This window comes from Streptomyces sp. P3, from assembly GCF_003032475.1.
In the GTDB taxonomy this organism is placed as follows: domain Bacteria; phylum Actinomycetota; class Actinomycetes; order Streptomycetales; family Streptomycetaceae; genus Streptomyces.
In genome coordinates, this window is sequence record NZ_CP028369.1 from 4,166,956 (window position 1) to 4,189,784 (window position 22,829).

General features: G+C 70.1%; 17 protein-coding genes. 11 read left to right on the forward strand and 6 right to left on the reverse strand.

What is annotated here, in order from left to right; genetic code table 11:
- The 4 genes from C6376_RS18685 to C6376_RS18700 all read left to right on the forward strand — a co-directional run bounded on the left by C6376_RS18685 (position 1) and on the right by C6376_RS18700 (position 3,157).
- On the forward strand, positions 1–720 hold the full coding sequence (locus C6376_RS18685; RefSeq protein ID WP_107444465.1) for a YggS family pyridoxal phosphate-dependent enzyme: 720 nt from the start codon (positions 1–3) through the stop codon (positions 718–720).
- A 128-nt stretch (positions 721–848) separates the two neighbouring features.
- The gene (locus tag C6376_RS18690) at positions 849–1,490 is read left to right on the forward strand and encodes a cell division protein SepF (RefSeq protein ID WP_107444466.1); all 642 of its coding nucleotides are present in this window, start codon (positions 849–851) and stop codon (positions 1,488–1,490) included.
- Between the two features lie 73 nt (positions 1,491–1,563).
- On the forward strand, positions 1,564–1,848 hold the full coding sequence (locus C6376_RS18695) for a YggT family protein (protein ID WP_055633825.1): 285 nt from the start codon (positions 1,564–1,566) through the stop codon (positions 1,846–1,848).
- Positions 1,849–1,900: 52 nt separating this feature from the next.
- Complete coding sequence (locus C6376_RS18700; protein ID WP_107444467.1) at positions 1,901–3,157, forward strand: DivIVA domain-containing protein; 1,257 nt, start codon at positions 1,901–1,903, stop codon at positions 3,155–3,157.
- Positions 3,158–3,457: 300 nt separating this feature from the next.
- Here the strand turns inward: C6376_RS18700 and ileS are convergent, their stop codons facing one another.
- Entirely contained in the window at positions 3,458–6,589 is a 3,132-nt protein-coding gene (gene ileS, locus C6376_RS18705; RefSeq protein WP_107444468.1) for an isoleucine--tRNA ligase, read from the reverse strand.
- Between the two features lie 602 nt (positions 6,590–7,191).
- Here ileS and C6376_RS18715 point away from each other — a divergent pair.
- The 5 genes from C6376_RS18715 (at position 7,192) to C6376_RS18735 (ending at position 11,960) form a co-directional block, all read left to right on the forward strand.
- The gene (locus tag C6376_RS18715) at positions 7,192–8,157 is read left to right on the forward strand and encodes a TraR/DksA C4-type zinc finger protein (protein ID WP_107444469.1); all 966 of its coding nucleotides are present in this window, start codon (positions 7,192–7,194) and stop codon (positions 8,155–8,157) included.
- Between the two features lie 65 nt (positions 8,158–8,222).
- Positions 8,223–8,819: a signal peptidase II gene (gene lspA / locus C6376_RS18720; protein ID WP_107444470.1), complete on the forward strand. Its 597-nt coding sequence runs from the start codon at positions 8,223–8,225 to the stop codon at positions 8,817–8,819.
- 74 nt (positions 8,820–8,893) lie between these two features.
- Positions 8,894–9,838, forward strand: a complete 945-nt coding sequence (locus C6376_RS18725; protein ID WP_107444471.1) for an RluA family pseudouridine synthase — start codon at positions 8,894–8,896, stop codon at positions 9,836–9,838.
- Positions 9,835–10,308, forward strand: a complete 474-nt coding sequence (locus C6376_RS18730; RefSeq protein ID WP_107444472.1) for a GNAT family N-acetyltransferase — start codon at positions 9,835–9,837, stop codon at positions 10,306–10,308. Before C6376_RS18725 ends, C6376_RS18730 begins: the two co-directional genes overlap by 4 nt.
- Positions 10,309–10,373: 65 nt before the next feature.
- Positions 10,374–11,960: a Na+/H+ antiporter gene (locus C6376_RS18735; protein WP_107444473.1), complete on the forward strand. Its 1,587-nt coding sequence runs from the start codon at positions 10,374–10,376 to the stop codon at positions 11,958–11,960.
- Between the two features lie 125 nt (positions 11,961–12,085).
- On the opposite strand, the gene C6376_RS18740 is transcribed toward C6376_RS18735, so the two are convergent.
- Positions 12,086–13,186, reverse strand: a complete 1,101-nt coding sequence (locus tag C6376_RS18740; RefSeq protein WP_107444474.1) for a mechanosensitive ion channel family protein — start codon at positions 13,184–13,186, stop codon at positions 12,086–12,088.
- Between the two features lie 98 nt (positions 13,187–13,284).
- On the opposite strand from C6376_RS18740, the gene C6376_RS18745 reads away from it, so the two are divergent.
- A complete protein-coding gene (locus C6376_RS18745; RefSeq protein WP_107444475.1) occupies positions 13,285–13,854 on the forward strand; it encodes a dienelactone hydrolase family protein in 570 nt (189 codons plus the stop codon).
- A gap of 193 nt (positions 13,855–14,047) precedes the next feature.
- Here the strand turns inward: C6376_RS18745 and C6376_RS18750 are convergent, their stop codons facing one another.
- From C6376_RS18750 to C6376_RS18765, 4 genes are all read right to left on the reverse strand, one after another.
- Positions 14,048–15,730 carry an alkaline phosphatase gene (locus C6376_RS18750; protein ID WP_107444476.1) on the reverse strand — a complete coding sequence of 561 codons (1,683 nt, stop codon included), beginning with the start codon at positions 15,728–15,730 and terminating at the stop codon, positions 14,048–14,050.
- A gap of 178 nt (positions 15,731–15,908) precedes the next feature.
- Positions 15,909–16,751, reverse strand: a complete 843-nt coding sequence (locus tag C6376_RS18755) for a thioredoxin domain-containing protein (protein WP_107449049.1) — start codon at positions 16,749–16,751, stop codon at positions 15,909–15,911.
- Between the two features lie 153 nt (positions 16,752–16,904).
- Positions 16,905–17,600, reverse strand: a complete 696-nt coding sequence (locus C6376_RS18760; RefSeq protein ID WP_107444477.1) for a hypothetical protein — start codon at positions 17,598–17,600, stop codon at positions 16,905–16,907.
- Positions 17,601–17,668: 68 nt separating this feature from the next.
- Positions 17,669–18,994: a DUF2252 domain-containing protein gene (locus tag C6376_RS18765; RefSeq protein WP_107444478.1), complete on the reverse strand. Its 1,326-nt coding sequence runs from the start codon at positions 18,992–18,994 to the stop codon at positions 17,669–17,671.
- 214 nt (positions 18,995–19,208) lie between these two features.
- Here C6376_RS18765 and dnaE point away from each other — a divergent pair, with 214 nt between their 5' ends.
- Entirely contained in the window at positions 19,209–22,748 is a 3,540-nt protein-coding gene (gene dnaE / locus C6376_RS18770; RefSeq protein ID WP_107444479.1) for a DNA polymerase III subunit alpha, read from the forward strand.
- Positions 22,749–22,829: the final 81 nt, after the last annotated feature.

Sequence of the window (22,829 nt, forward strand, 5' to 3'; positions counted from 1 at the left end):
ATGACGGACCGTAAGGACGAACTCGCCGCGAATCTGGCGAAAGTGGAGGAGCGCATCGCTGCAGCGTGCGCGACCGCCGGGCGGGGACGGGACGAGGTGACGCTGATCGTGGTCACCAAGACCTACCCGGCGAGCGACGTGCGCATCCTGTCCGGGCTCGGTGTGCGCCATGTCGCCGAGAACAAGGACCAGGACGCGGCGCCGAAGGCGGCCGAGTGCTCCGATCTGCCGCTTCGCTGGCACTTCGTCGGGCAGTTGCAGACCAACAAGGCGCGCTCGGTGGTCGGTTACGCGGACGTGGTGCAGTCCGTCGACCGCGCCAGGCTGGTGACGTCCCTGTCGAAGGAGGCGGTGCGGGCGGGGCGTGAGGTGGGCTGCCTCATCCAGGTCGCCCTCGACGCCGGGGTGAGCGAACGGGGCGAAAGGGGCGGCGTGGCTCCGGGCGGCGTCGCGGAGTTGGCCGACCGGGTGGCCGGCTCCGCGGGGCTGCGCCTCGACGGACTGATGACGGTCGCCCCTCTGACCGGGGAGTTCGCGGGACGTCAACGAGCGGCCTTCGGGCGGTTGATGGATTTGTCGACTGACCTGCGCCGAGCTCATCCTGCTGCGAACATGGTGTCCGCGGGGATGAGCGCGGATCTCGAGGAGGCCGTGGCGGCCGGAGCGACACATGTGCGCGTCGGCACCGCGGTACTCGGAGTCCGCCCCAGGCTCGGGTAACGTCGCCAAGAAGTCGGACCACAGCAGAAAATATGGTCATTACCGCCGAAAGGCGGCCATAAGGGCCACGTGGATCGAGGGACTTGGCAGTAGGAAGTCGATCCACCACAGAGCGGAGGACTCAGAGCATGGCCGGCGCGATGCGCAAGATGGCGGTCTACCTCGGCCTCGTGGAGGACGATGGGTACGACGGCCGGGGATTCGACCCCGACGACGACTTCGAACCCGAGCTCGACCCGGAGCCCGAGCGGGATCACCGGCGACATGAGTCGGTGCACCAGTCCCACGGTACACATCAGTCCCAAAGGGACGAAGAGGCGCGAATCACACAGCCGCCCGCCCCGCGTGAGCCGGTGGTGCGATCCTCTTCGCTCCCCGCGGAATCCGGGCGTCCGGCGCGCATCGCGCCCGTGGCGTCCATCACACAAGAACGTCAGTCCCTGGAGAAGAACGCACCGGTGATCATGCCCAAGGTCGTGTCGGAACGAGAGCCGTACCGGATCACCACGCTTCACCCTCGGACCTACAACGAGGCCCGTACCATCGGGGAACACTTCCGTGAGGGCACCCCGGTGATCATGAATCTGACTGAGATGGATGACACAGACGCGAAGCGACTTGTCGACTTTGCGGCCGGTTTGGTGTTTGGTCTTCACGGCAGCATCGAGCGGGTGACGCAGAAGGTGTTCCTGTTGTCGCCTGCTAACGTCGATGTCACGGCGGAGGACAAGGCCCGCATCGCAGAAGGCGGGTTCTTCAACCAGAGCTGAGACGTAAGACCGGTAGAAGCAGTACAGAGCAGTACAGAGCAGCACGGAAACAGGGGAGAGGGAAGCACCGAACATGGGCGTGGTCCTGGATGTCGTCTACATCGCGCTGATGGTGTTCCTCATCGTGCTCATCTTCCGGTTGGTCATGGACTACGTCTTCCAGTTCGCCCGCTCATGGCAGCCCGGCAAGGCGATGGTGGTCGTTCTGGAGGCCACCTACACTGTCACCGATCCACCGCTCAAGCTTCTGCGGCGGGTAATCCCGCCGTTGCGTCTCGGGGGCGTGGCGCTCGACCTGTCCTTCTTCGTACTGATGATCATCGTCTACATCCTGATCTCGATCGTGAGCCGGCTGTGAGCGATGTGAACTACCGTCTTGCCGATGCCGACGACTACGTTGAGGTGAAGAGATGCCGTTGACCCCCGAGGACGTGCGGAACAAGCAGTTCACGACCGTCCGCCTCCGAGAAGGCTATGACGAGGACGAGGTCGATGCCTTCCTCGATGAGGTCGAAGCCGAACTGACCCGCCTGCTCCGTGAGAACGAGGACCTGCGGGCCAAGCTGGCCGCAGCCACGCGCGCTGCTGCCCAGAACCAGCAGAACATGCGCAAACCTCCGGAGCAGGACCAGCAGCAGGGCGGCATGCCCCAGCAGGGCGGCATGCAGCAGGGCGGCATGCAGCAGGGCGGCATGCAGCAGCAGGGGATGCCCCAGCAGGGGATGCCTCCGCAGGGAATGCCGCAGCAGGGCATGCGAGGTCCGGGCGGACCGGTGCCCGCGGGAATATCGGGCCCGCCGCAGCAGCAGATGGGCGGCCCCATGGGCGGCCCGCCCCAGCTGCCGAGCGGTGCCCCGCAGCTGCCCGCCGGTCCCGGCGGTCAGGGTGGTCCCCAGGGTCCCGGCCCGATGGGTCAGGGTCCGATGGGTCCCGGCCCGATGGGTCAGGGTCCGATGGGCCAGGGCCCCATGGGTCAGGGTCCGATGGGTGGCCAGCCCATGCAGCAGCAGATGGGTGGTCCGATGGGCGGCCCCATGGGCGGTCCGATGGGCGGCCCCGGTCAGGGCCCCGGTGGCGACAGTGCCGCCCGTGTCCTCTCGCTGGCCCAGCAGACCGCCGACCAGGCGATCGCCGAGGCCCGCTCCGAGGCCAACAAGATCGTCGGTGAGGCCCGCAGCCGCGCCGAGGGTCTCGAGCGGGACGCCCGTGCCAAGGCGGACGCCCTGGAGCGGGACGCGCAGGAGAAGCACCGCGTCGCGATGGGCTCCCTGGAGTCCGCCCGCGCCACGCTGGAGCGCAAGGTCGAGGACCTGCGCGGCTTCGAGCGCGAGTACCGCACGCGTCTGAAGTCGTACCTCGAGTCCCAGCTGCGTCAGCTGGAGACCCAGGCGGACGACTCCCTCGCGCCGCCGCGTACTCCGGCCACGGCCTCCCTGCCGCCGTCCCCGGCGCCTTCCATGGCTCCGGCCGGCGCCAGTGCCCCGTCCTACGGCGGCAACCCGGGCATGGGCGCTCCGAGCCCGGCTGCCCCGTCCTACGGCGGTCAGCAGCAGATGTCTCCGGCGATGACTCAGCCGATGGCTCCGGTACGTCCGCAGGGTCCCTCCCCGATGGGCCAGGCTCCCTCGCCGATGCGCGGCTTCCTCATCGACGAGGATGACAACTGACGGCCAGTAGTACGCCTTAGGCGTCGGCAGCGTTCAAAGGGCGGGCCCCGGATTTGATCCGGGGCCCGCCCTTTTTACGCGTGTTGACAGCGATCACCGTGCTGTCGAGGGGCCGGCACGGCCGAGACCGATGCGGGGACGACGGGCCGGACGGGGGCGTTCACGCGCACCGTCGCGGGCTGCCGCAGGGTGTCGCGGGTGCGCGGGTCGGCCGGTGGACCGGGCAAGGGCAAGGACCCGGTCCCTTGGGGCTGGGGGAGCCGGGTCCTCGTGGTGGTCGGCCCTCGTGGAGCCGGGCCGTTACGCCTTGCGCAGGCGGAACGTGAGCGTCAGGGCCTCGTCCGTGAACGGGGCGCCGTAGGTGTCGTCCGCCTCACCCCGGGCGAAGTCCGTGGCGAGGACCTCGTCGGCGATCAGGCCGGCGTGGCCGTCCAGGGCGTCGACGGCTCCCGGGTCGGTCGCCGTCCAGCGGAGCGCGATGCGGTCGGCGACGTCCAGGCCGCTGTTCTTGCGGGCCTCCTGGATCAGGCGGATGGCGTCCCGGGCGAGGCCCGCGCGGCGCAGCTCCTCGGTGATCTCCAGGTCGAGGGCGACGGTGGCGCCGGAGTCGGAGGCCACCGACCAGCCCTCGCGCGGGGTCTCGGTGATGATCACCTCGTCGGGGGCCAGGGTGATGGTCTCGCCGTCGATCTCGACCGATGCCATGCCCTCACGCAGGGCGAGGGAGAGCGCGGCCGCGTCGGCGTTCGCGACGGCCTTGGCCACGTCCTGGACGCGCTTGCCGAACCGCTTGCCCAGGGCGCGGAAGTTCGCCTTGGCGGTGGTGTCGACCAGCGAGCCGCCGACCTCGGAGAGGGACGCCAGGGACTCGACGTTCAGCTCCTCGGTGATCTGCGCGTGCAGTGCGGGGGAGAGCGCGTCGAACCCGGCGGCCGCGATCAGCGCTCGACGGAGCGGCTGGCGGGTCTTGACGCCGGACTCCGCGCGCGTGGCGCGGCCCAGCTCCACCAGACGGCGGACCAGGACCATCTGCCTCGACAGCTCCGGGTCGATCGCCGCGAGGTCCGCCTCCGGCCAGGCCGACAGATGCACGGACTCCGGGGCGCCCGGGGTGACGGGGGCGACCAGGTCCTGCCAGACCCGCTCGGTGATGAACGGGGTCAGCGGGGCCATCAGCCTGGTGACGGTCTCCACGACCTCGTGCAGGGTGCGCAGCGCGGCCTTGTCGCCCTGCCAGAAGCGTCGGCGGGAGCGGCGGACGTACCAGTTGGACAGGTCGTCGACGAACGCCGAGAGGAGCTTGCCGGCGCGCTGGGTGTCGTAGGCCTCCAGCGACTGCGTCACCTGGTCGGTGAGGGCGTGGAGCTCGGACAGCAGCCAGCGGTCCAGGACCGGGCGGTCGGCCGGGGCAGGATCGGCCTCGCTCGGCGCCCAGCCCGACGTACGGGCGTACAGCGCCTGGAAGGCGACCGTGTTCCAGTACGTCAGGAGCGTCTTGCGGACGACCTCCTGGATGGTGCCGTGGCCCACCCGGCGGGCCGCCCAGGGGGAGCCGCCGGCCGCCATGAACCAGCGGACCGCGTCGGCGCCGTGCTGGTCCATCAGCGGGATCGGCTGCAGGATGTTGCCCAGGTGCTTGGACATCTTGCGGCCGTCCTCGGCGAGGATGTGCCCGAGGCAGACGACGTTCTCGTACGACGACTTGTCGAAGACCAGGGTGCCGATCGCCATGAGCGTGTAGAACCAGCCGCGGGTCTGGTCGATGGCCTCGGAGATGAACTGCGCCGGGTAGCGGGCCTCGAACAGGTCCTTGTTCTTGTACGGGTAGCCCCACTGCGCGAACGGCATCGAACCGGAGTCGTACCAGGCGTCGATGACCTCGGGCACGCGCGTGGCCGTCTTCGCGCACCGTGGGCACGCGAAGGTGACGTCGTCGATGAACGGGCGGTGCGGGTCCAGCCCGGACTGGTCGGAGCCGGTCAGTTCGGTGAGCTCCGCGCGGGAGCCGACGACGGTGAGGTGGTCGTCCTCGCAGCGCCAGATCGGCAGCGGGGTGCCCCAGTAGCGGTTGCGGGACAGCGCCCAGTCGATGTTGTTGTTCAGCCAGTCCCCGTACCGGCCGTGCTTGACCGTGTCCGGGAACCAGTTGGTGTTCTCGTTCTCCTGGAGGAGGCGGTCCTTGACGGCCGTGGTGCGGATGTACCAGGACGGCTGCGCGTAGTACAGGAGCGCGGTGTGGCAGCGCCAGCAGTGCGGGTAGCTGTGCTCGTACGGGATGTGCCGGAAGAGGAGGCCGCGCTGCTGGAGGTCCTCGGTGAGCCGTTCGTCCGCCTTCTTGAAGAAGACGCCGCCGACCATCGGGACGGACTCCTCGAAGGTGCCGTCCGGGCGGACGGGGTTCACCACCGGAAGGCCGTAGGAGCGGCAGACCTTGAGGTCGTCCTCACCGAAGGCGGGCGACTGGTGGACCAGACCCGTGCCGTCCTCGGTGGTGACGTACTCGGCGTTCACCACGTAGTGGGCGGGCTCCGGGAACTCCACCAGCTCGAACGGACGTTGATAGGTCCAGCGCTCCATTTCGGCGCCGGTGAAGGTCTGGCCGGTGGTCTCCCAGCCCTCGCCGAGCGCCTTGGCGAGCAGCGGCTCGGCCACCACGAGCTTCTCCTCGCCGTCGGTGGCCACGACGTAGGCGACCTCGGGGTGCGCGGCCACGGCCGTGTTGGAGACCAGCGTCCACGGCGTCGTCGTCCACACCAGGAGGGCGGCCTCGCCGGCGAGCGGACCGGAGGTGAGCGGGAAACGGACGTACACGGACGGGTCGACGACCGTCTCGTAGCCCTGGGCCAGCTCGTGGTCGGAGAGGCCGGTGCCGCAGCGGGGGCACCAGGGGGCGACGCGGTGGTCCTGGACCAGCAGACCCTTGTCGAAGATCTCCTTCAGCGACCACCAGACCGACTCGATGTACTCGGGGTCCATCGTGACGTAGGCGTCGTCGAGGTCGACCCAGTAGCCCATGCGGGTCGTCAGGTCGGAGAAGGCGTCGGTGTGGCGGAGCACCGACTCCCGGCACTTGGCGTTGAACTCGGCGATGCCGTACGCCTCGATGTCCTGCTTGCCGCTGAAGCCGAGCTCCTTCTCCACCGCCAGCTCCACCGGCAGGCCGTGGCAGTCCCAGCCGGCCTTGCGGGCCACGTGGTAGCCGCGCATGGTGCGGAAGCGGGGGAAGACGTCCTTGAAGACGCGCGCCTCGATGTGGTGGGCGCCCGGCATGCCGTTGGCGGTGGGCGGGCCCTCGTAGAACACCCACTCGGGGCGGCCCTCGGACTGCTCCAGGCTCTTGGCAAAGATCTTCTGCTCACGCCAGAACTCGAGCACCGCGTGCTCGAGGGCGGGCAGGTCGACCTGGGCGGGCACCTGACGGTACTGCGTCATCGATCTTCCTCCGGCGGACGTACTGCCTTCCGTCGGAGGGACGAGAGCCTTCTTGCCTGTGGACGCCGTGTGCGGCGCGCTCCCGCGGTACCACCCTCCTTGGCCCTCCGGTGCGCCCTGCGCGCCGGAGGGCCCCCTCATTGGGGTCGCGATGCCGGTTCTACCAACCCTGCGGGGGTCTTCTTCCGGCGGCTCCGGGGTGATCTTCACGTCGCGCTCGCCCCCGGGCTCTCACCGTCCCCGGGTCGCTCTGGGCTGCGTACGCCGCTACTCGTCCCCATCCACGCTTTTCGCTCCGCCCAGTGTACGGCTCCCCGACGACGGCGGCCGACCGGTTTTCGGGGCCCCGGGGCGCGGCCCGCGGCCCGGTCCGGGTTGCCCCGAATGGTCGCCGGGCGCGACACCGTGCGTGTGCGTGTGCCGGGACGCCGGTGCGGCGGATTACCCGGCGGGGAGCTGGGCACAACCGAGGCAGGCCCCCCGCGTGGCGTGCGCGAGGCGGGCGAATCGGGCGGTGTGCCCCGTTGCCGCGGGCTCCAAGTCGATTTATCGTCCCAGCACGATTTGCGTGCAAGATCACAAAATGTGAAGGGGCCGCGGCCATGGTGGCGAAGAAGACCGCCGTACAGCAGCCGGCGTCCGCAACGTCCACGGACGCCCCCGGCGGCGCGGCCGAGGACGGGAAGGCCGTGACAGCGGTGAGGTCCGTGCGGTCGTCGGCTGCCGCAGGGACCAAGAAGCGGGCCGCGAAGGCGTCGGCGAAGGCGGAGCCCGCGAAGACGGCGGCGACGAAGTCGGGCGCGTCCCCGAAGGACGCCGCCGCGGACGACGCCGCCCGGGAGACCGCCGGGAAGCAGGTGGCCGTGGAGGAGACGGCCGGGAAGGCGGCCGCGAAGCGGACGACCGCCAGGAAGACCGCCTCGAAGAGAGCCGCCGCGTCGAAGCCGGCAGCGGGGAGGGCCACCGCCGAGAAGGCGACGGCCAGGAAGGCGACCGGCGCGAAGAGCGTGGCGGCGACGAGCGCGGGCAGTAAGAACACGGCCAAGAAGGTGGGCGCGGCCTCGGCCGCGGAGCAGACGGGAGCCACGACTGTGGTTGCGAAGAAGACTCCGGGTACGGCCACGGCGGCGAAGACCGCCGTCCCCAAGGCACGCCTCGCCGCGGCGGAGCCCGGCGAACTCGCGGTACGCCCCGGCGAGGAGCCGTGGACACTGAAGGAGGTCGAGGAGGCCCGCACGGAACTCGACTCCGAGCAGGCGCGGCTGCGAGCGGAGCTGGCGGCGTCCGAGGCGGCCCTGACGGGGCTGATGCGGGACTCGGGGGACGGCGCCGGCGACGACCAGGCCGACACCGGCACCAAGAACATCACGCGCGAGCACGAACTGGCGCTGGCCGCCAACGCGCGCGAAATGCTGATCCAGACCGAGCACGCCCTGGAACGGCTGGACGCGGGCACCTACGGGCTGTGCGAGAACTGCGGCAACGCCATCGGGAAGGCCCGGATGCAGGCCTTCCCGAGGGCCACGCTGTGCGTCGAGTGCAAGCAGAAGCAGGAGCGGCGGTACTGATCACCTGCGGCGGGGGGCGTGCCGTACCCTCGTCCTCAGTCAGGCACCTAGGTTGAGGGACTCACGTGGCAGAGGCGGAGCGCGTCATCGGTACGCCGGACACCCCGGAGGCGGGGTCCGAGCCGGAGCAGTCGTCCGGCCCGGGCGAGCAGGAGAACGCCGGGGCGCGGCCCAGGGGCAAGCGCCGCATCGCCGTGCTCTTCGCCGTCGCCGCGTTCGCGTACGCACTCGACCTGGTCAGCAAGATGATCGTGGTCGCCAAGCTGGAGCACCACGCGCCGATCGACGTCGTCGGGGACTGGCTGCGGTTCGAGGCCATCCGCAACGCGGGCGCGGCCTTCGGCTTCGGCGAGGCCTTCACCGTCATCTTCACGGTGATCGCCACGGCGGTGATCGTGGTGATCGCCCGGCTCGCGCGCAAGCTGTACAGCCTGCCCTGGGCGATCGCGCTCGGTCTGCTGCTGGGCGGTGCGCTGGGCAACCTCACCGACCGGATCTTCCGGTCGCCCGGCGTCTTCGAGGGCGCGGTCGTGGACTTCATCGCACCGAAGCACTTCGCGGTCTTCAACCTCGCCGACTCGGCGATCGTGTGCGGCGGCATCCTGATCGTCCTGCTGTCCTTCAAGGGACTCGACCCGGACGGGACCGTCCACAAGGACTGAACGGGGACCGGGCGGGCCGCCGGTTGTCCACAGGCCCGTACGGCGGTGTCGTGGCCGTCCTGCATACTCGACGGGTGAGCACGATTCCCGAGATCCGTACCCTGCCCGTGCCGGACGGCCTGGAGGGCGAGCGCGTCGACGCCGCCATCTCCCGCATGTTCGGCTTCTCCCGTACGAAGGCCGCCGAGCTGGCCGCGGCGGGGAAGGTCACGGTCGACGGCTCGGTGGTCGGCAAGTCCGAGCGGGTCAGCGGCGGGGCCTGGCTCGAGGTCGAGATGCCGCAGGCCCCGGCGCCCGTGCAGATCGTCGCCGAGCCGGTCGAGGGCATGGAGATCGTGCACGACGACGACGACGTGGTCGTGATCGTCAAGCCCGTCGGCGTGGCCGCGCACCCGTCGCCCGGCTGGAGCGGTCCCACCGTCATCGGCGGGCTGGCCGCGGCCGGCTACCGCATCTCCACCTCGGGCGCCGCCGAGCGCCAGGGCATCGTGCACCGGCTCGACGTCGGCACCTCCGGACTGATGGTGGTCGCCAAGTCCGAGCGCGCCTACACCTCGCTCAAGCGCCAGTTCAAGGAGCGCACGGTCGACAAGCGTTACCACACGCTCGTCCAGGGCCACCCCGACCCGACCAGCGGCACGATCGACGCGCCCATCGGCCGTCACCCCCAGCACGACTACAAGTGGGCGGTCACCGCCGAGGGCAAGCCCTCCGTCACGCACTACGACCTGATCGAGGCCTTCCGCGCGGCCTCCCTGCTCGACGTGAAGCTGGAGACGGGCCGCACGCACCAGATCCGCGTGCACATGGCCGCCCACCGTCACCCCTGTGTCGGAGACCTGACGTACGGGGCCGACCCGACGCTCTCCAAGCGGCTGCACCTGACCCGGCAGTGGCTGCACGCCGTGCGGCTGGGCTTCGAACACCCCGGCGACGGGCAGTGGGCGGAGTTCGCCAGCGACTACCCCGAGGACCTGCAGAAGGCCCTGGACCAGGTCCGCGAGGAGACCTACGGATGACCGGCACGCCCGCGTACACGGTGCGCGTCGCCGAGGACCTCGCCGACCGGGAGGCGTGCTTCGCGGTGCGCAAGGAGGTCTTCGTCGGCGAGCAGGGCGTCCCCGAGGACCTGGAGTACGACGAGCACGACGCGGGCGCCGTGCACCTGCTCGCGGTCCGGGAGGACGGGGCCACGCTCGGTACCGGGCGGCTGCTGTACGGCGAGGCGGCCGCGGCCAGGACGGGAGGCGACCCCTCGGTGGGCTCGCTCGGACGGCTCGCCGTGACGCGCGAGGCGCGCGGGCTGGGCGTCGGGGTCGCACTGGTGCGGGCCGTCGAGGAGGCGGCACGCGCGCGCGGGCTCACGGCCGTCGACCTGCACGCACAGACGCAGGCGCTGGGTTTCTACGAACGGCTGGGGTACACGGCCTACGGGCCGACGGACCTGGAGGCGGGCATCGCGCACCGGTCCATGCGGCGTCCGCTGTAGCGCACGGCGGGCGTGCGACGCTGAAGGCCTGGATGCACTGATCGTCTAGACCCGGAGCGCTGACCGTGGACCAGTTGGCCCTGTTGTTCGTCCTGCTGCTCGGGGCCGTGGTGAGCGTCCCGGTCGGCGACCGATTCGGACTGCCCGCGCCGGTGCTGATGACGCTGCTGGGGATCATCCTCGCGGTGCTCGACTTCGTGCCGAACGTGGAGATCCCGCCGGATCTGATCCTCCCCCTCCTCCTGCCGCCGCTGCTGTACGCGGCGGTACGGCGGACCTCGTGGCGGCAGTTCGCGGCGAACGTGCGGCCGATCTTCCTGCTCGCCGTGGCCCTGGTGTTCGTCACCACGGTCTGTGTGGCCGCCGTGGCCCACTCGATCGTGCCCGGGCTCCCGGTCGCCGCCGCGGTGGCGCTGGGGGCGCTGGTCGCACCGCCCGACCCGGTGGCGGCCACCGCCGTGGCCGGACAGCTCGGGCTGCCCCGCCGGCTGGTCTCCATCCTGGAGGGCGAGGGGCTGTTCAACGACGTCACGGCCATCGTGCTGTACCACGTCGCGATCGCCGCGGCCGTGAGCGGGACGTTCTCCCCGTGGCGGGCGGGACTCGACCTCGTGCTGTCCGCGGTGGTCGCGGTGGCGGTGGGCGTCGCGCTCGGCTGGGGCGCGAACCGGCTGCTGGACGTCCTCGGGGACACGACGCTGCAGATCGGGCTGACGCTCCTGGTGCCGTACGCCTCCTACGTCCTGGCGGAGGAGTTCCACGGGTCCGGGGTGCTGGCGGTGCTGACCACCGCGCTGTTCCTCGCCGAGTACGCCACCGACCCCGACGACGTGCTGACCCGGCTGGCCGGCCACACCTTCTGGGACATCATCGACACGCTGGTCACGGGCGTCGCGTTCGGGCTGATCGGTCTGGAACTGCACAACGCGATCCGCACGGCGTCCGGACGGTGGGGGGAGATGCTGGGGTGGGCGGCGGTGATCGTGGCGGTGGTCGTCGTCGTACGGCTGCTGTGGCTGCTGCCGGCGACGTGGCTGACGCAGCGGCTGCACGCCAGGAAGGACCACCTCGAGGACATTCCGACGAACTGGCGGGAGACCCTCGTCATGTGGTGGTCGGGCATGCGCGGGGTGGCCTCGGTGGCGCTGGCGCTGGCCGTCCCGCTGAAGACCGACGACGGCGGGCCCTTTCCCGACCGGGACGAGATCGTCTTCATCGCGTTCGGCGTGATCATGGCGACGCTGGTCCTCCAGGGGCTGACCCTGCCCTGGCTGGTGAAGCGGCTCGACGTCCAGGCGGACACCGACCGGGAGAAGGAGTTCGAGAAGGAACTGGCGGTGCGCGCGGCCAGGGCGGCGAAGCAGCGGCTGCGGGAGATCGAGGCCGAGGAGGACCTGTCGGAGGAACTGTCCGAGCAGATGCTGCGGCGGGCCTTCGACATCGGACTGCGGATCAGTCCGGACATGGGCGAGGACGAGCGGCGGGAGGGGCACGACCACCGGGTGCGCAGGCTGAAGCGGGTGCGGCGGATCCAGGGGGAGATGCTGAGCGCGGCACGGCACGAGGTGGTCGCGGCACGCAGTGAGCCGGGCGCCGACCCGGAGATCGTGGACCGTGTGCTGCGGCACCTGGACGTGCGCAGCCTCAAGTGAGTGAGGCGGGCCCCGCCCTGCCTCGGACAGGAGGGGGCGGGGCCCGCCTCGTCACGGTGCGGGTTCCCGGGAACCCGGGAGCCGCCCGTTCCCGGGAACCCGGGAGCCGTCGGTCAGCGGGTTCGTCAGCGGGTCTCGTGGACGCGGCGGGCCGCTCCGTCGGGCGAGGCGGACTGGTTCGGGAGACGCCCCGGCGGGAGCGCGGCGTCCGCCGTGTTGACCCGGGGAAGCGCGTACGGGTGCTCCTTCGACAGCCAGCGGATCATCTGCTCGCGGACGGCGACGCGCACCGTCCAGATGTCGTCGGCGTCCTTGGCCGTCACCAGAGCCCTCACCTGCATGGTGTTGGGCGTGGTGTCGGTGACGTCGAGACCGCAGGCGCGGCCGTCCCAGGCCGGGCACTCGCGCAGGATGTCGCGCAGCTTCTCGCGCATCGCCTCCACCGGTGCCGCGTGGTCGACGTGCCAGTACACGATGCCCGTCATCTGCGGGGTGCCGCGCGACCAGTTCTCGAAGGGCTTCGAGGTGAAGTAGGACACGGGCATCGTGATCCGGCGCTCGTCCCAGGTCCGCACGGTCAGGAAGGTCAGGGTGATCTCCTCGACGGTGCCCCATTCGCCGTCCACCACGACGGTGTCGCCGATGCGCACCATGTCGCCGAAGGCGATCTGCAGGCCGGCGAACATGTTGCTCAGCGTCGACTGGGCGGCGACACCGGCGACGATGCCGAGGATCCCGGCCGAGGCCAGCAGTGACGCGCCAGCCGCGCGCATGGCGGGGAACGTCAGCAGCATCGAGGCCGCGGCGACCACGCCGACGACCGCCGAGACCACCCGCATGATCAGCGACACCTGGGTCCGCACCCGCCGGACCCGGGCCGCGTCGCGGTGCATACGCGCATAGCGCGAGTACGACGTCTCGACGACCGCCCCCGCGATGCGGATCACCAGCCAGGCCGCCGAACCGATCAGCACCAGGGTGAGGGACCGGCCGATGCCCACCTTGTGGTCGTCCAGCAGTTGCGCCTCGTCGTACGACCCTCTGAGCATCGCCGCGCACAGCACCAGCTGATAAGGGATGCGGCCACGGCGCAGCAGACCCCACATCGGGGTCTCCGGGTGCCGTCGGTCGGCTTTGGACAGCAGGCGGTCGGTGGCCCAGCCGATGAGCACGGTCAGCACCACCGAGCCGCCCACCACGATCACGGGGCGGAGCAGGTTCTCCATGCCTTCGAACGTAACCGAGTCGGCGGGGTCCTGAACCTGTGACTTGTGTGAAGAGGCGCACGCCTGGGGCCGTCGGTGCGGGCTGGCACCATGGGCGCATGAACATCATGCTCTTTCACTCGACGTACGGTCCGCGGCCGGCGGTGCGCGCCGCGGCGGACCGGCTGCGTGCCGCCGGGCACGAGGTCTGGACGCCCGACCTCTTCGGGGGGCGCACGTTCGACACCGTCGAGGAGGGCATGGCGTACAACGAGGAGATCGGCAAGGACGAGCTGCTGAGGAGAGCCGTGCTGGCCGCCGCGCCCTACTCGGAGCGCGGGCTGGTGTACGCCGGGTTCTCGCTGGGCGCGTCGATCGCCCAGACCCTCGCCCTCGGCGACGACAAGGCGCGCGGCCTGCTCCTGCTGCACGGCACCTCGGACCTCGCGCCGAACGTCTCGGTGGACGGCCTGCCGGTGCAGCTGCACGTCGCGGAGCCGGACCCGTTCGAGACCGACGACTGGCTGAGCGCCTGGTACCTGCAGATGGGCCGGGCCGGCGCCGACGTGGAGGTCTACCGGTACGCGGGCGCCGGGCACCTGTACACCGACCCCGGGCTGCCCGACTACGACGAGGAGGCGGCCGAGGCCACCTGGCGCGTGGCGCTCGGGTTCCTCGAGACGGTGTAGAGGCCGGCAGCGGCGGGTCGCGCGCAGGGGCCGGGCCGCCCGCCGGCGTGCCCGGGCCCCGTGTTCCCTCTCGTTCACCGGCGGGCGCCGGCATCGGGGAGCGCCGAGTGTCGGCCCGGGAAGCACTCCTCGGGCGGCAAACGGATGCGACGCCGGCAGGATCCTCCCGGCCCCTGCCGGGGATTCACCGACCTCAGACGGGGTCGTAGGTGCGCTCGACCTTCTGCGTGCCGGAGCGCGTCCGGTACGAACGGGCCCAGCTCGAGGTGGCGTCGGCCTTCGTGCGGTCGGACAGGACGTAGTAGTCCATCTGCGCGCGCTCGGCGGTGATGTCCAGGACGCCGTAGCCGTGCCGGTCGGTGTCGACGAAGTGCACATGCCGGTTCGCCGCCCGGATGACGGGCGAGGCGATCGCGGTGAGCGTGCCCTCGGGAACCTTCACGATGTCGTCGAGGTTGTCGGAGGTGACCGAGGTGACGACGAACTCGGTGGCGGCCGAGGCGGACAGCGGGTACGTCCCGGCGTCCACCGGCACGTCGTTGGCCCACGCCATGTGGATGTCACCGGTCAGGAACACGGTGTTGCGGATGGCGTTCGCGCGCAGGTGGGCGAGGAGTTCGCGGCGGTCGTCGGTGTAGCCGTCCCACTGGTCGGTGTTGAGACCGAGGCCCTCCTGCGGCAGGCCGAGCAGCTTGGCGAGCGGCTTGAACAGGTCGGCGGAGAGCGAGCCGATGACGAACGGGGAGATCATCACCGAGTTGCCGACCAGCCGCCAGGTGGTGTCCGACCCCTTCAACCCGGCCTTGAGCCAGTCCAGCTGGGCGCGCCCGGTGATCGTGCGCTCCGGGTCGTCGACCGTGCCGTTGCCCACCTTGACCTGCTGGGAACGGAAGGAACGCAGGTCCAGCAGGGAGAGGTCGGCGAGCTTGCCGAACCGCAGCCGGCGGTAGGTGGTGCCGGCGATCGCGGGTCGGACCGGCATCCACTCGAAGTACGCCTGCTTCGCGGCCGCCTGACGGGCCGTCCAGGCGCCCTCCGCGCCCTCGGTGTGGTTCTCGGCGCCGCCGGACCAGGTGTCGTTGGCGAACTCGTGGTCGTCCCATATGGCGATGACGGGGGCCTTCACGTGCAGTGCCTGAAGGTCGGGGTCGGTCTTGTACTTGCCGTGCCGGGTGCGGTAGTCGGCGAGCGTGAGGATCTCGTGGGTGGGCGAGGTCTGCCGTACGACGGCACCACGCGCCCCGTACTGGCCGGTGCCGTACTCGTAGATGTAGTCGCCGAGATGCAGCCAGGCGTCCAGGTCGCCGCGGGCCGCGAGGTGGCGGTACGAGGAGAAGTAGCCGGCCTCCCAGTTGGCGCAGGAGACCACGCCGAAGCGCAGACCCGTCACGGCGGCGTCCGCCGCCGGCGCGGTGCGGGTACGCGCCACCGGGGTCTCGACGCCGCCCGCCGAGAAGCGGAAGTAGTAGTCGGTGGCCGGCTGAAGGCCGCGGATGTCGGCCTTGACGGTGTGGTCGGAGGCCGCGGTGGCGGTGGTCGAGCCCTTGTTGACGACGTTCGTCAGTGCCCTGTCCGTGGCGACGACCCAGCTCACCTCGGTGTCCGGGCCGAGTCCGGAGCCCGGTGTCGACTCGGCGGCAGGCGTCACCCGGGTCCACAGCAGGATGCCGTCGGGCAGCGGGTCGCCGGAGGCGAGGCCGTGCAGGAACGCCGGGGTCCCCGCGGCAGCGCGGGCCGGGAGCGCGGCGGTGAGCGGTCCGGCCAGAACGACGGTCGCCGCCGCGGCCCTGACGACCGTACGGCGGCGCGGGGAAAGGGAGTCGGGGCGCTCTGACGGAACGTCGGCGCTCGTGGAGGATCTGTATCGACTGGTCACGGGCAATCAGATTACTGACGAGTACGACCGAGAGCGGGCGAACCGGAAAGAAGTTCGCCCGCTCTTCGTCCGCACGTCAGCAACCGGGCCCCTCGGCGGCGACGCGAGGCGGGGCCTTCCGCGGATCAGGCGGAACCGCCTGCTCTGCGGTCCCGGCGGGGTGGGACGTGGTGCGGGATCAGCCCTTGAGGGCCGCCGTGATCGCCGTGTTGTAGTCGGCGACCGACATGGGGGCGTTCTGACTGTTGGGGGCGGTGAGCTTCTTGCCGTCCATGACCAGCGAGGGGGTGCCGTTGACGTCGTCCTTGTTGGTGTCGAAGGCCTTCGACATCGCGAGCGCCCAGGCGTCGTAGGTACCGTTCTTGACCGCGCTCTGGAACTTCGTGTTGCCCTTCAGCGCGGGAACCGTGTCGGCCACCTCGATGAGGTAGCTGTCACTCTTGAACTTGTCCTCCGCCTCGTCCGGGTGCCACTTCGCCGAGTAGAGCGCGGTCTTGTACTCGATGAACGCGTCCGTGCTCACGTTCAGCGCGGCGCCCATGGCGCTCAGCGCGTTCTTGGAGCCCTCGCCGCGCGAACCGATCGTGCCGTCGCTGAGCCGGTCGCCGTCCAGGAAGGAGGCGCCGATGTACTGGATCTTGAACTTGCCCGCGTCGAGGTCCTTCTCGACCGTCGGCCCGACCGTCTGCTCGAACTGCGCGCAGATCGGGCAGCGGGGGTCCTCGTACATCTTGAGGACCTTCTTGGCCGTGCTCTTGCCGAGCATGACCGTCGTGCCGTTGGCGCCCGAGGTGTTGGCGGGGGCGACGACCTTGGCGTCCTTCGCCTCTTCCCAGTAGCTGGGCTTGTTGGCCTGGACGACGGCGTAGCCTATGCCGCCGGCCGCGGCCAGTAGGCCGACGACCGACAGGGCGACGATGATCTGGCGCTTGGTCTTGGCGCGCTTGGCCTCGCGCTCGCGCTCGATGCGCAGCCGCTCACGGGCCGCCGTCTTCGCCGCCGCGCTGTTCCGCTTGCTCATGGTGATCTCCAAAAGGGACGCGCACACGTCGTACGCGCAAGTTCGTGTGGGGACTGTGGTACTGGAGGTGGTGCTCGGCGTGCCCGGGCTGTGCGGACGTGTCCATGCGGACGTGTCCATGCAGACGGGTGTCCGTGCGGACGTGTGGTCTGTTCAGACCGTGGCGGGCGAGCGCGGCGGTCCACGACGTCCCAGGGAGTGCACGAGGAGCCGGTCGCGGACGGTGGCCGCGCGGCGCGCGGGCCGCGGCAGGCGGCGGGCCGCCGGGGCGCGTCGTACGTTCACGGCGGCCACCGCGATCAGCAGGGGCCGGAAGGTGGTCGCGGTGGCCGCCCGCAGCAGCTGGAGAAGGGCCCGCTCGCCCCGACGCAGCCAGGCGGCGGCGGCCAGGCCGACACAGATGTGCGTGGCGAGCAGCAGCCAGGCGGCGGCAGGGTGCACCTGGGCGAGGTGTCCGCTCAGCCCCGTGGGGTCGGGACCCCCCGCGACCTGTGCCAGTGGGGAGCCGACGCGGGTGCCGTCGCCGCACAGCACGTCCCAGCCGATCGAGGCCAGCGGGCCGGCGACCGGACCGCCGGCCCGGCCGTAACAGACGTGCTGGCCGGTGGTGAAGACGGTGTCGGCCGCCAGTTCCAGCGGGATCAGCAGGGCGGCGATCCGCCCGAAGCCGCACTCGCGGCCGGCGAGGGCGTAGGCGAGGGCGAACACGGCGGCCGCGACGGCGGCCACCGTGTTGAGCGGCAGCGGGGCCTGCGACAGCAGCACGTGCGACGCGGCGCTGAGCGTCACGACGAAGGCCGTGAAGAGCGCCGCGCGTACGGCTCTGAGGCGGGTCCCGGATATGTCCATAGCGCAGGAGAGTGTGTCACGTACCGCGGTAGGAGACCCCTAAAGAGTCCCTGTGAGAAGGCCTACTGTCACAGACCCGGAATCCGGCCGTTGCGGAACAGGTCGACGAAGATCTGGTGGTCGGCACGCGCGCGTGCGCCGTAGCCGTGCGCGAAGTCGACCAGGAGGGGTGCGAAGCCCTCCTCGTCGGCCGCGATCGCCGCGTCGATGGCCCGCTCGGTGGAGAAGGGGACCAGGGACTCGCCGGAGGTGTCGTCCGCCGCCGCGTGCATGGTGGCGGTGGCCCGGCCGAGGTCGGCGACGACGCCCGCGATCTCCTCCGGGTCGTCGATGTCGCCCCAGTCCAGGTCGACGGCGTACGGCGAGACCTCGGCGACCAGCTGGCCGGCGCCCCCGAGCTCGGTCCAGCCCAGCCACGGGTCCGCGTGCTGCTGGAGGGCGCGCTGGGAGATCACCGTGCGGTGGCCCTCGTGCCGGAAGTAGCCGCGGATCGCCGGGTCGGTGATGTGCCGGGAGACGGCCGGGGTCTGCGCCTGTTTGATGTAGATCACGACGTCGTTCTCCAGGGCGTCGCTGTGGCCCTCCAGGAGGATGTTGTACGACGGCAGACCGGCCGAGCCGATGCCGATGCCGCGGCGGCCGACGACGTCCTTGACCCGGTAGGAGTCCGGGCGGGCCAGTGACGTCTCCGGCAGCGTCTCCAGGTAGCCGTCGAAGGCGGCGAGCACCTTGTAGCGGGTGGCGGCGTCCAGTTCGATGGAGCCGCCGCCGGGCGCGAAGCGGCGCTCGAAGTCACGGATCTCCGTCATCGAGTCCAGCAGTCCGAAGCGGGTCAGCGAGCGGGCGTCGCGCAGGGCGTCCAGCAGGGGGCCCTGGGCGGTGTCCAGCGTGAAGGGCGGCACCTCGTCGCTCTTCGCGCCGGTGGCCAGCGCGTGGATGCGCTCGCGGTACGCGCCCGCGTAGACCTCCACCAGCTCCGTGATCTGGTCGTCGCCGAGCGCCTTCGCGTACCCGATGAGGGCGAGGGAGGCGGCGAGGCGCTTGAGGTCCCACGTGAAGGGGCCGACGTAGGCCTCGTCGAAGTCGTTGACGTTGAAGATCAGCCGGCCGTTGGCGTCCATGTACGTGCCGAAGTTCTCCGCGTGCAGGTCGCCGTGGATCCACACGCGCGAGGTGCGCTCGTCCAGGAACGGGCCGCCCCGCTTCTCCGCGTCCAGGTCGTGGTAGAAGAGGCCGGCCGTGCCCCGGTAGAACGCGAACGCCGAGGCCGCCATCTTCCGGAACTTCACGCGGAACGCGGCCGGGTCGGCGGCCAGGAGCTCGCCGAACGCGGTGTCGAAGACGGCGAGGATCTGCTCGCCGCGGTGCTCGTCGTCGAGCTGCGGAACCGACATCGCTGGGTGCCTCCTGGTGCATGACGTGTACGACGGCGTCTCTGCCGTCTCCAACGGACGAAGGTACGCGGGAGTGCCCGTTTCCCTCCGGTGAAGGTACGCGCCGCGGCGGTCGGTGTGTCAGTGGACGGGCATAGACTTCGACGCTGTCCCCCCGACCGCCCGCAACCGGTGGGACGCCAGTCGATCCGTGTTTCCCCTGGAGGCCGCAGCCGTGTCAAAGCCGCCGTTCACGCACCTGCACGTCCACACCCAGTACTCGCTGCTGGACGGTGCCGCGCGGCTCAAGGACATGTTCGACGCGTGCAACGAGATGGGCATGACCCACATCGCCATGTCCGACCACGGCAACCTCCACGGGGCGTACGACTTCTTCCACACCGCGAAGAAGGCCGGCGTGACCCCGATCATCGGGATCGAGGCGTACGTCGCCCCCGAGTCGCGGCGCAACAAGCGCAAGATCCAGTGGGGTCAGCCGCACCAGAAGCGCGACGACGTCTCCGGTTCCGGCGGCTACACCCACAAGACGATCTGGGCGGCCGACGCGACGGGTCTGCACAACCTCTTCAAGCTCTCCTCGGACGCGTACGCCGAGGGCTGGCTCCAGAAGTGGCCCCGGATGGACAAGGAGACCATCTCCCAGTGGTCCGAGGGACTGATCGCCTCCACCGGCTGCCCCTCCGGCGAGCTGCAGACCCGGCTGCGCCTCGGCCAGTTCGACGAGGCCCTGAAGTCCGCCGCCGAGTACCAGGACATCTTCGGCAAGGACCGGTACTTCCTGGAGCTGATGGACCACGGCATCGACATCGAGCACCGGGTCCGCGACGGCCTGCTGGAGATCGGCAAGAAGCTCGGCATCCCGCCGCTGGTCACCAACGACTCGCACTACACCTACGCGCACGAGGCGACCGCGCACGACGCGCTGCTGTGCATCCAGACCGGCAAGAACCTCTCCGACCCGGACCGCTTCCGCTTCGACGGGACCGGCTACTACCTGAAGTCCACGGAGGAGATGTACGCCATCGACTCCTCGGACGCCTGGCAGGAGGGCTGTGCCAACACCCTCCTGGTGGCCGAGCAGATCGACACCACCGGCATGTTCGTCGAGAAGAACCTGATGCCGAAGTTCGACATCCCCGACGGCTACACGGAGATCACCTGGTTCAAGGAGGAGGTCCGCCGCGGCATGGACCGCCGTTTCCCGGGCGGCGTCCCCGACGACCGGCAGAAGCAGGTCGAGTACGAGATGGACGTCATCATCAAGATGGGGTTCCCGGGGTACTTCCTCGTCGTCGCCGACTTCATCATGTGGGCGAAGAACCAGGGCATCGCGGTGGGCCCCGGCCGTGGTTCCGCGGCCGGCTCGATCGTCGCCTACGCCATGGGCATCACCGACCTCGACCCCATCCCGCACGGCCTGATCTTCGAGCGCTTCCTCAACCCCGAGCGCATCTCCATGCCCGACGTCGACATCGACTTCGACGAGCGCCGGCGCGTCGAGGTGATCCGGTACGTCACGGAGAAGTACGGATCCGACAAGGTCGCCATGATCGGCACCTACGGCAAGATCAAGGCCAAGAACGCGATCAAGGACTCCGCGCGCGTGCTGGGCTACCCGTACGCGATGGGCGACCGCCTCACCAAGGCCATGCCCGCCGACGTCCTGGGCAAGGGCATCGACCTCAACGGCATCACCGACCCCTCGCACCCGCGCTACAGCGAGGCGGGCGAGATCCGCGCGATGTACGAGAACGAGCCGGACGTCAAGAAGGTCATCGACACCGCCAAGGGCGTCGAGGGCCTGGTCCGGCAGATGGGCGTGCACGCGGCCGGCGTGATCATGTCCAGTGAGCCCATCGTCGACCACGCCCCGATCTGGGTGCGGCACACGGACGGCGTGACCATCACCCAGTGGGACTACCCGCAGTGCGAGTCGCTCGGCCTGCTGAAGATGGACTTCCTCGGCCTGCGCAACCTGACGATCATGGACGACGCCGTCAAGATGGTGAAGTCCAACAAGGGCGTCGACCTCGACCTGCTGGCCCTGCCGCTCGACGACCCGAAGACCTTCGAACTCCTCCAGCGCGGTGAGACCCTCGGCGTCTTCCAGTTCGACGGCGGCCCCATGCGCTCGCTGCTGCGCCTGATGAAGCCCGACAACTTCGAGGACATCTCCGCCGTCTCCGCGCTCTACCGTCCGGGCCCGATGGGCATGGACTCGCACACCAACTACGCGCTGCGCAAGAACAAGCTCCAGGAGATCACGCCGATCCACCCGGAGCTGGAGGAGCCCCTCGAAGAGGTCCTGGCCGTCACCTACGGCCTGATCGTCTACCAGGAGCAGGTGCAGAAGGCCGCCCAGATCATCGCCGGGTACTCGCTCGGCGAGGCCGACATCCTGCGCCGCGTGATGGGCAAGAAGAAGCCCGACGAGCTGGCGAAGAACTTCGTCCTCTTCCAGGAGGGCGCGAAGAAGAAGGGCTACAGCGACGAGGCGATCAAGGCCCTGTGGGACGTGCTGGTCCCCTTCGCCGGCTACGCCTTCAACAAGGCGCACTCCGCCGCGTACGGCCTGGTCTCGTACTGGACCGCCTACCTGAAGGCGAACCACCCCGCCGAGTACATGGCCGGGCTGCTCACCTCGGTCAAGGACGACAAGGACAAGTCGGCCGTCTACCTCAACGAGTGCCGGCGCATGGGCATCAAGGTGCTCCCGCCGAACGTCAACGAGTCGGTGCACAACTTCGCCGCGCAGGGCGACGACGTGATCCTCTTCGGCCTCGAGGCCGTACGCAACGTCGGCACGAACGTGGTGGAGTCGATCATCCGCAGCCGCAAGGCCAAGGGCAAGTACGGCTCCTTCCCCGACTACCTCGACAAGGTCGAGGCCGTCGCCTGCAACAAGCGCACCACGGAGTCACTGATCAAGGCCGGCGCGTTCGACACCCTCGGACACACCCGCAAGGGCCTCACCGCCCACTTCGAGCCGATGATCGACAACGTGGTCGCGGTCAAGCGCAAGGAGGCCGAGGGACAGTTCGACCTCTTCGGCGGCATGGGCGAGGAGGAGACCAGCGAACCGGGCTTCGGCCTGGACGTCGTCTTCACCGAGGACGAGTGGGACAAGACCTATCTGCTCGCCCAGGAGCGGGAGATGCTCGGTCTGTACGTCTCCGACCACCCGCTGTTCGGCCTGGAGCACGTGCTGTCCGACAAGGCGGACGCGGGGATCGCCCAGCTCACCGGGGGCGAGCACGCGGACGGCGCGGTGGTGACCATCGGCGGCATCATCTCCGGTCTGCAGCGCAAGATGACCAAGCAGGGCAACGCCTGGGCGATCGCCACCGTCGAGGACCTCGCGGGCTCCATCGAGTGCATGTTCTTCCCGGCGACCTATCAGCTCGTCTCCACCCAACTGGTCGAGGACGCCGTCGTCTTCGTCAAGGGCCGCCTCGACAAGCGCGAGGACGTGCCCCGGCTGGTCGCGATGGAGCTCCAGGTCCCCGACCTGTCGAACGCGGGCACCAACGCGCCGGTGATCCTCACCATCCCGGCGACCCGGGTCACCCCGCCGATGATCAACCGCCTCGGGGAGATCCTCACCCACCACAAGGGCGACAGCGAGGTCCGCATCAGGCTCCAGGGCCCGACGAAGACCACCGTCCTGCGTCTGGACCGGCACCGGGTCAAGCCCGACCCCGCTCTCTTCGGCGATCTGAAGGTCCTGCTCGGCCCGTCCTGCCTGGCGGGCTGACCACTCGGGGACACGAGCGCGACGAGGGGCGCATCCGGCACCGGATGCGCCCCTCGTGCATGCCCGGGCCTCGACGGCCCG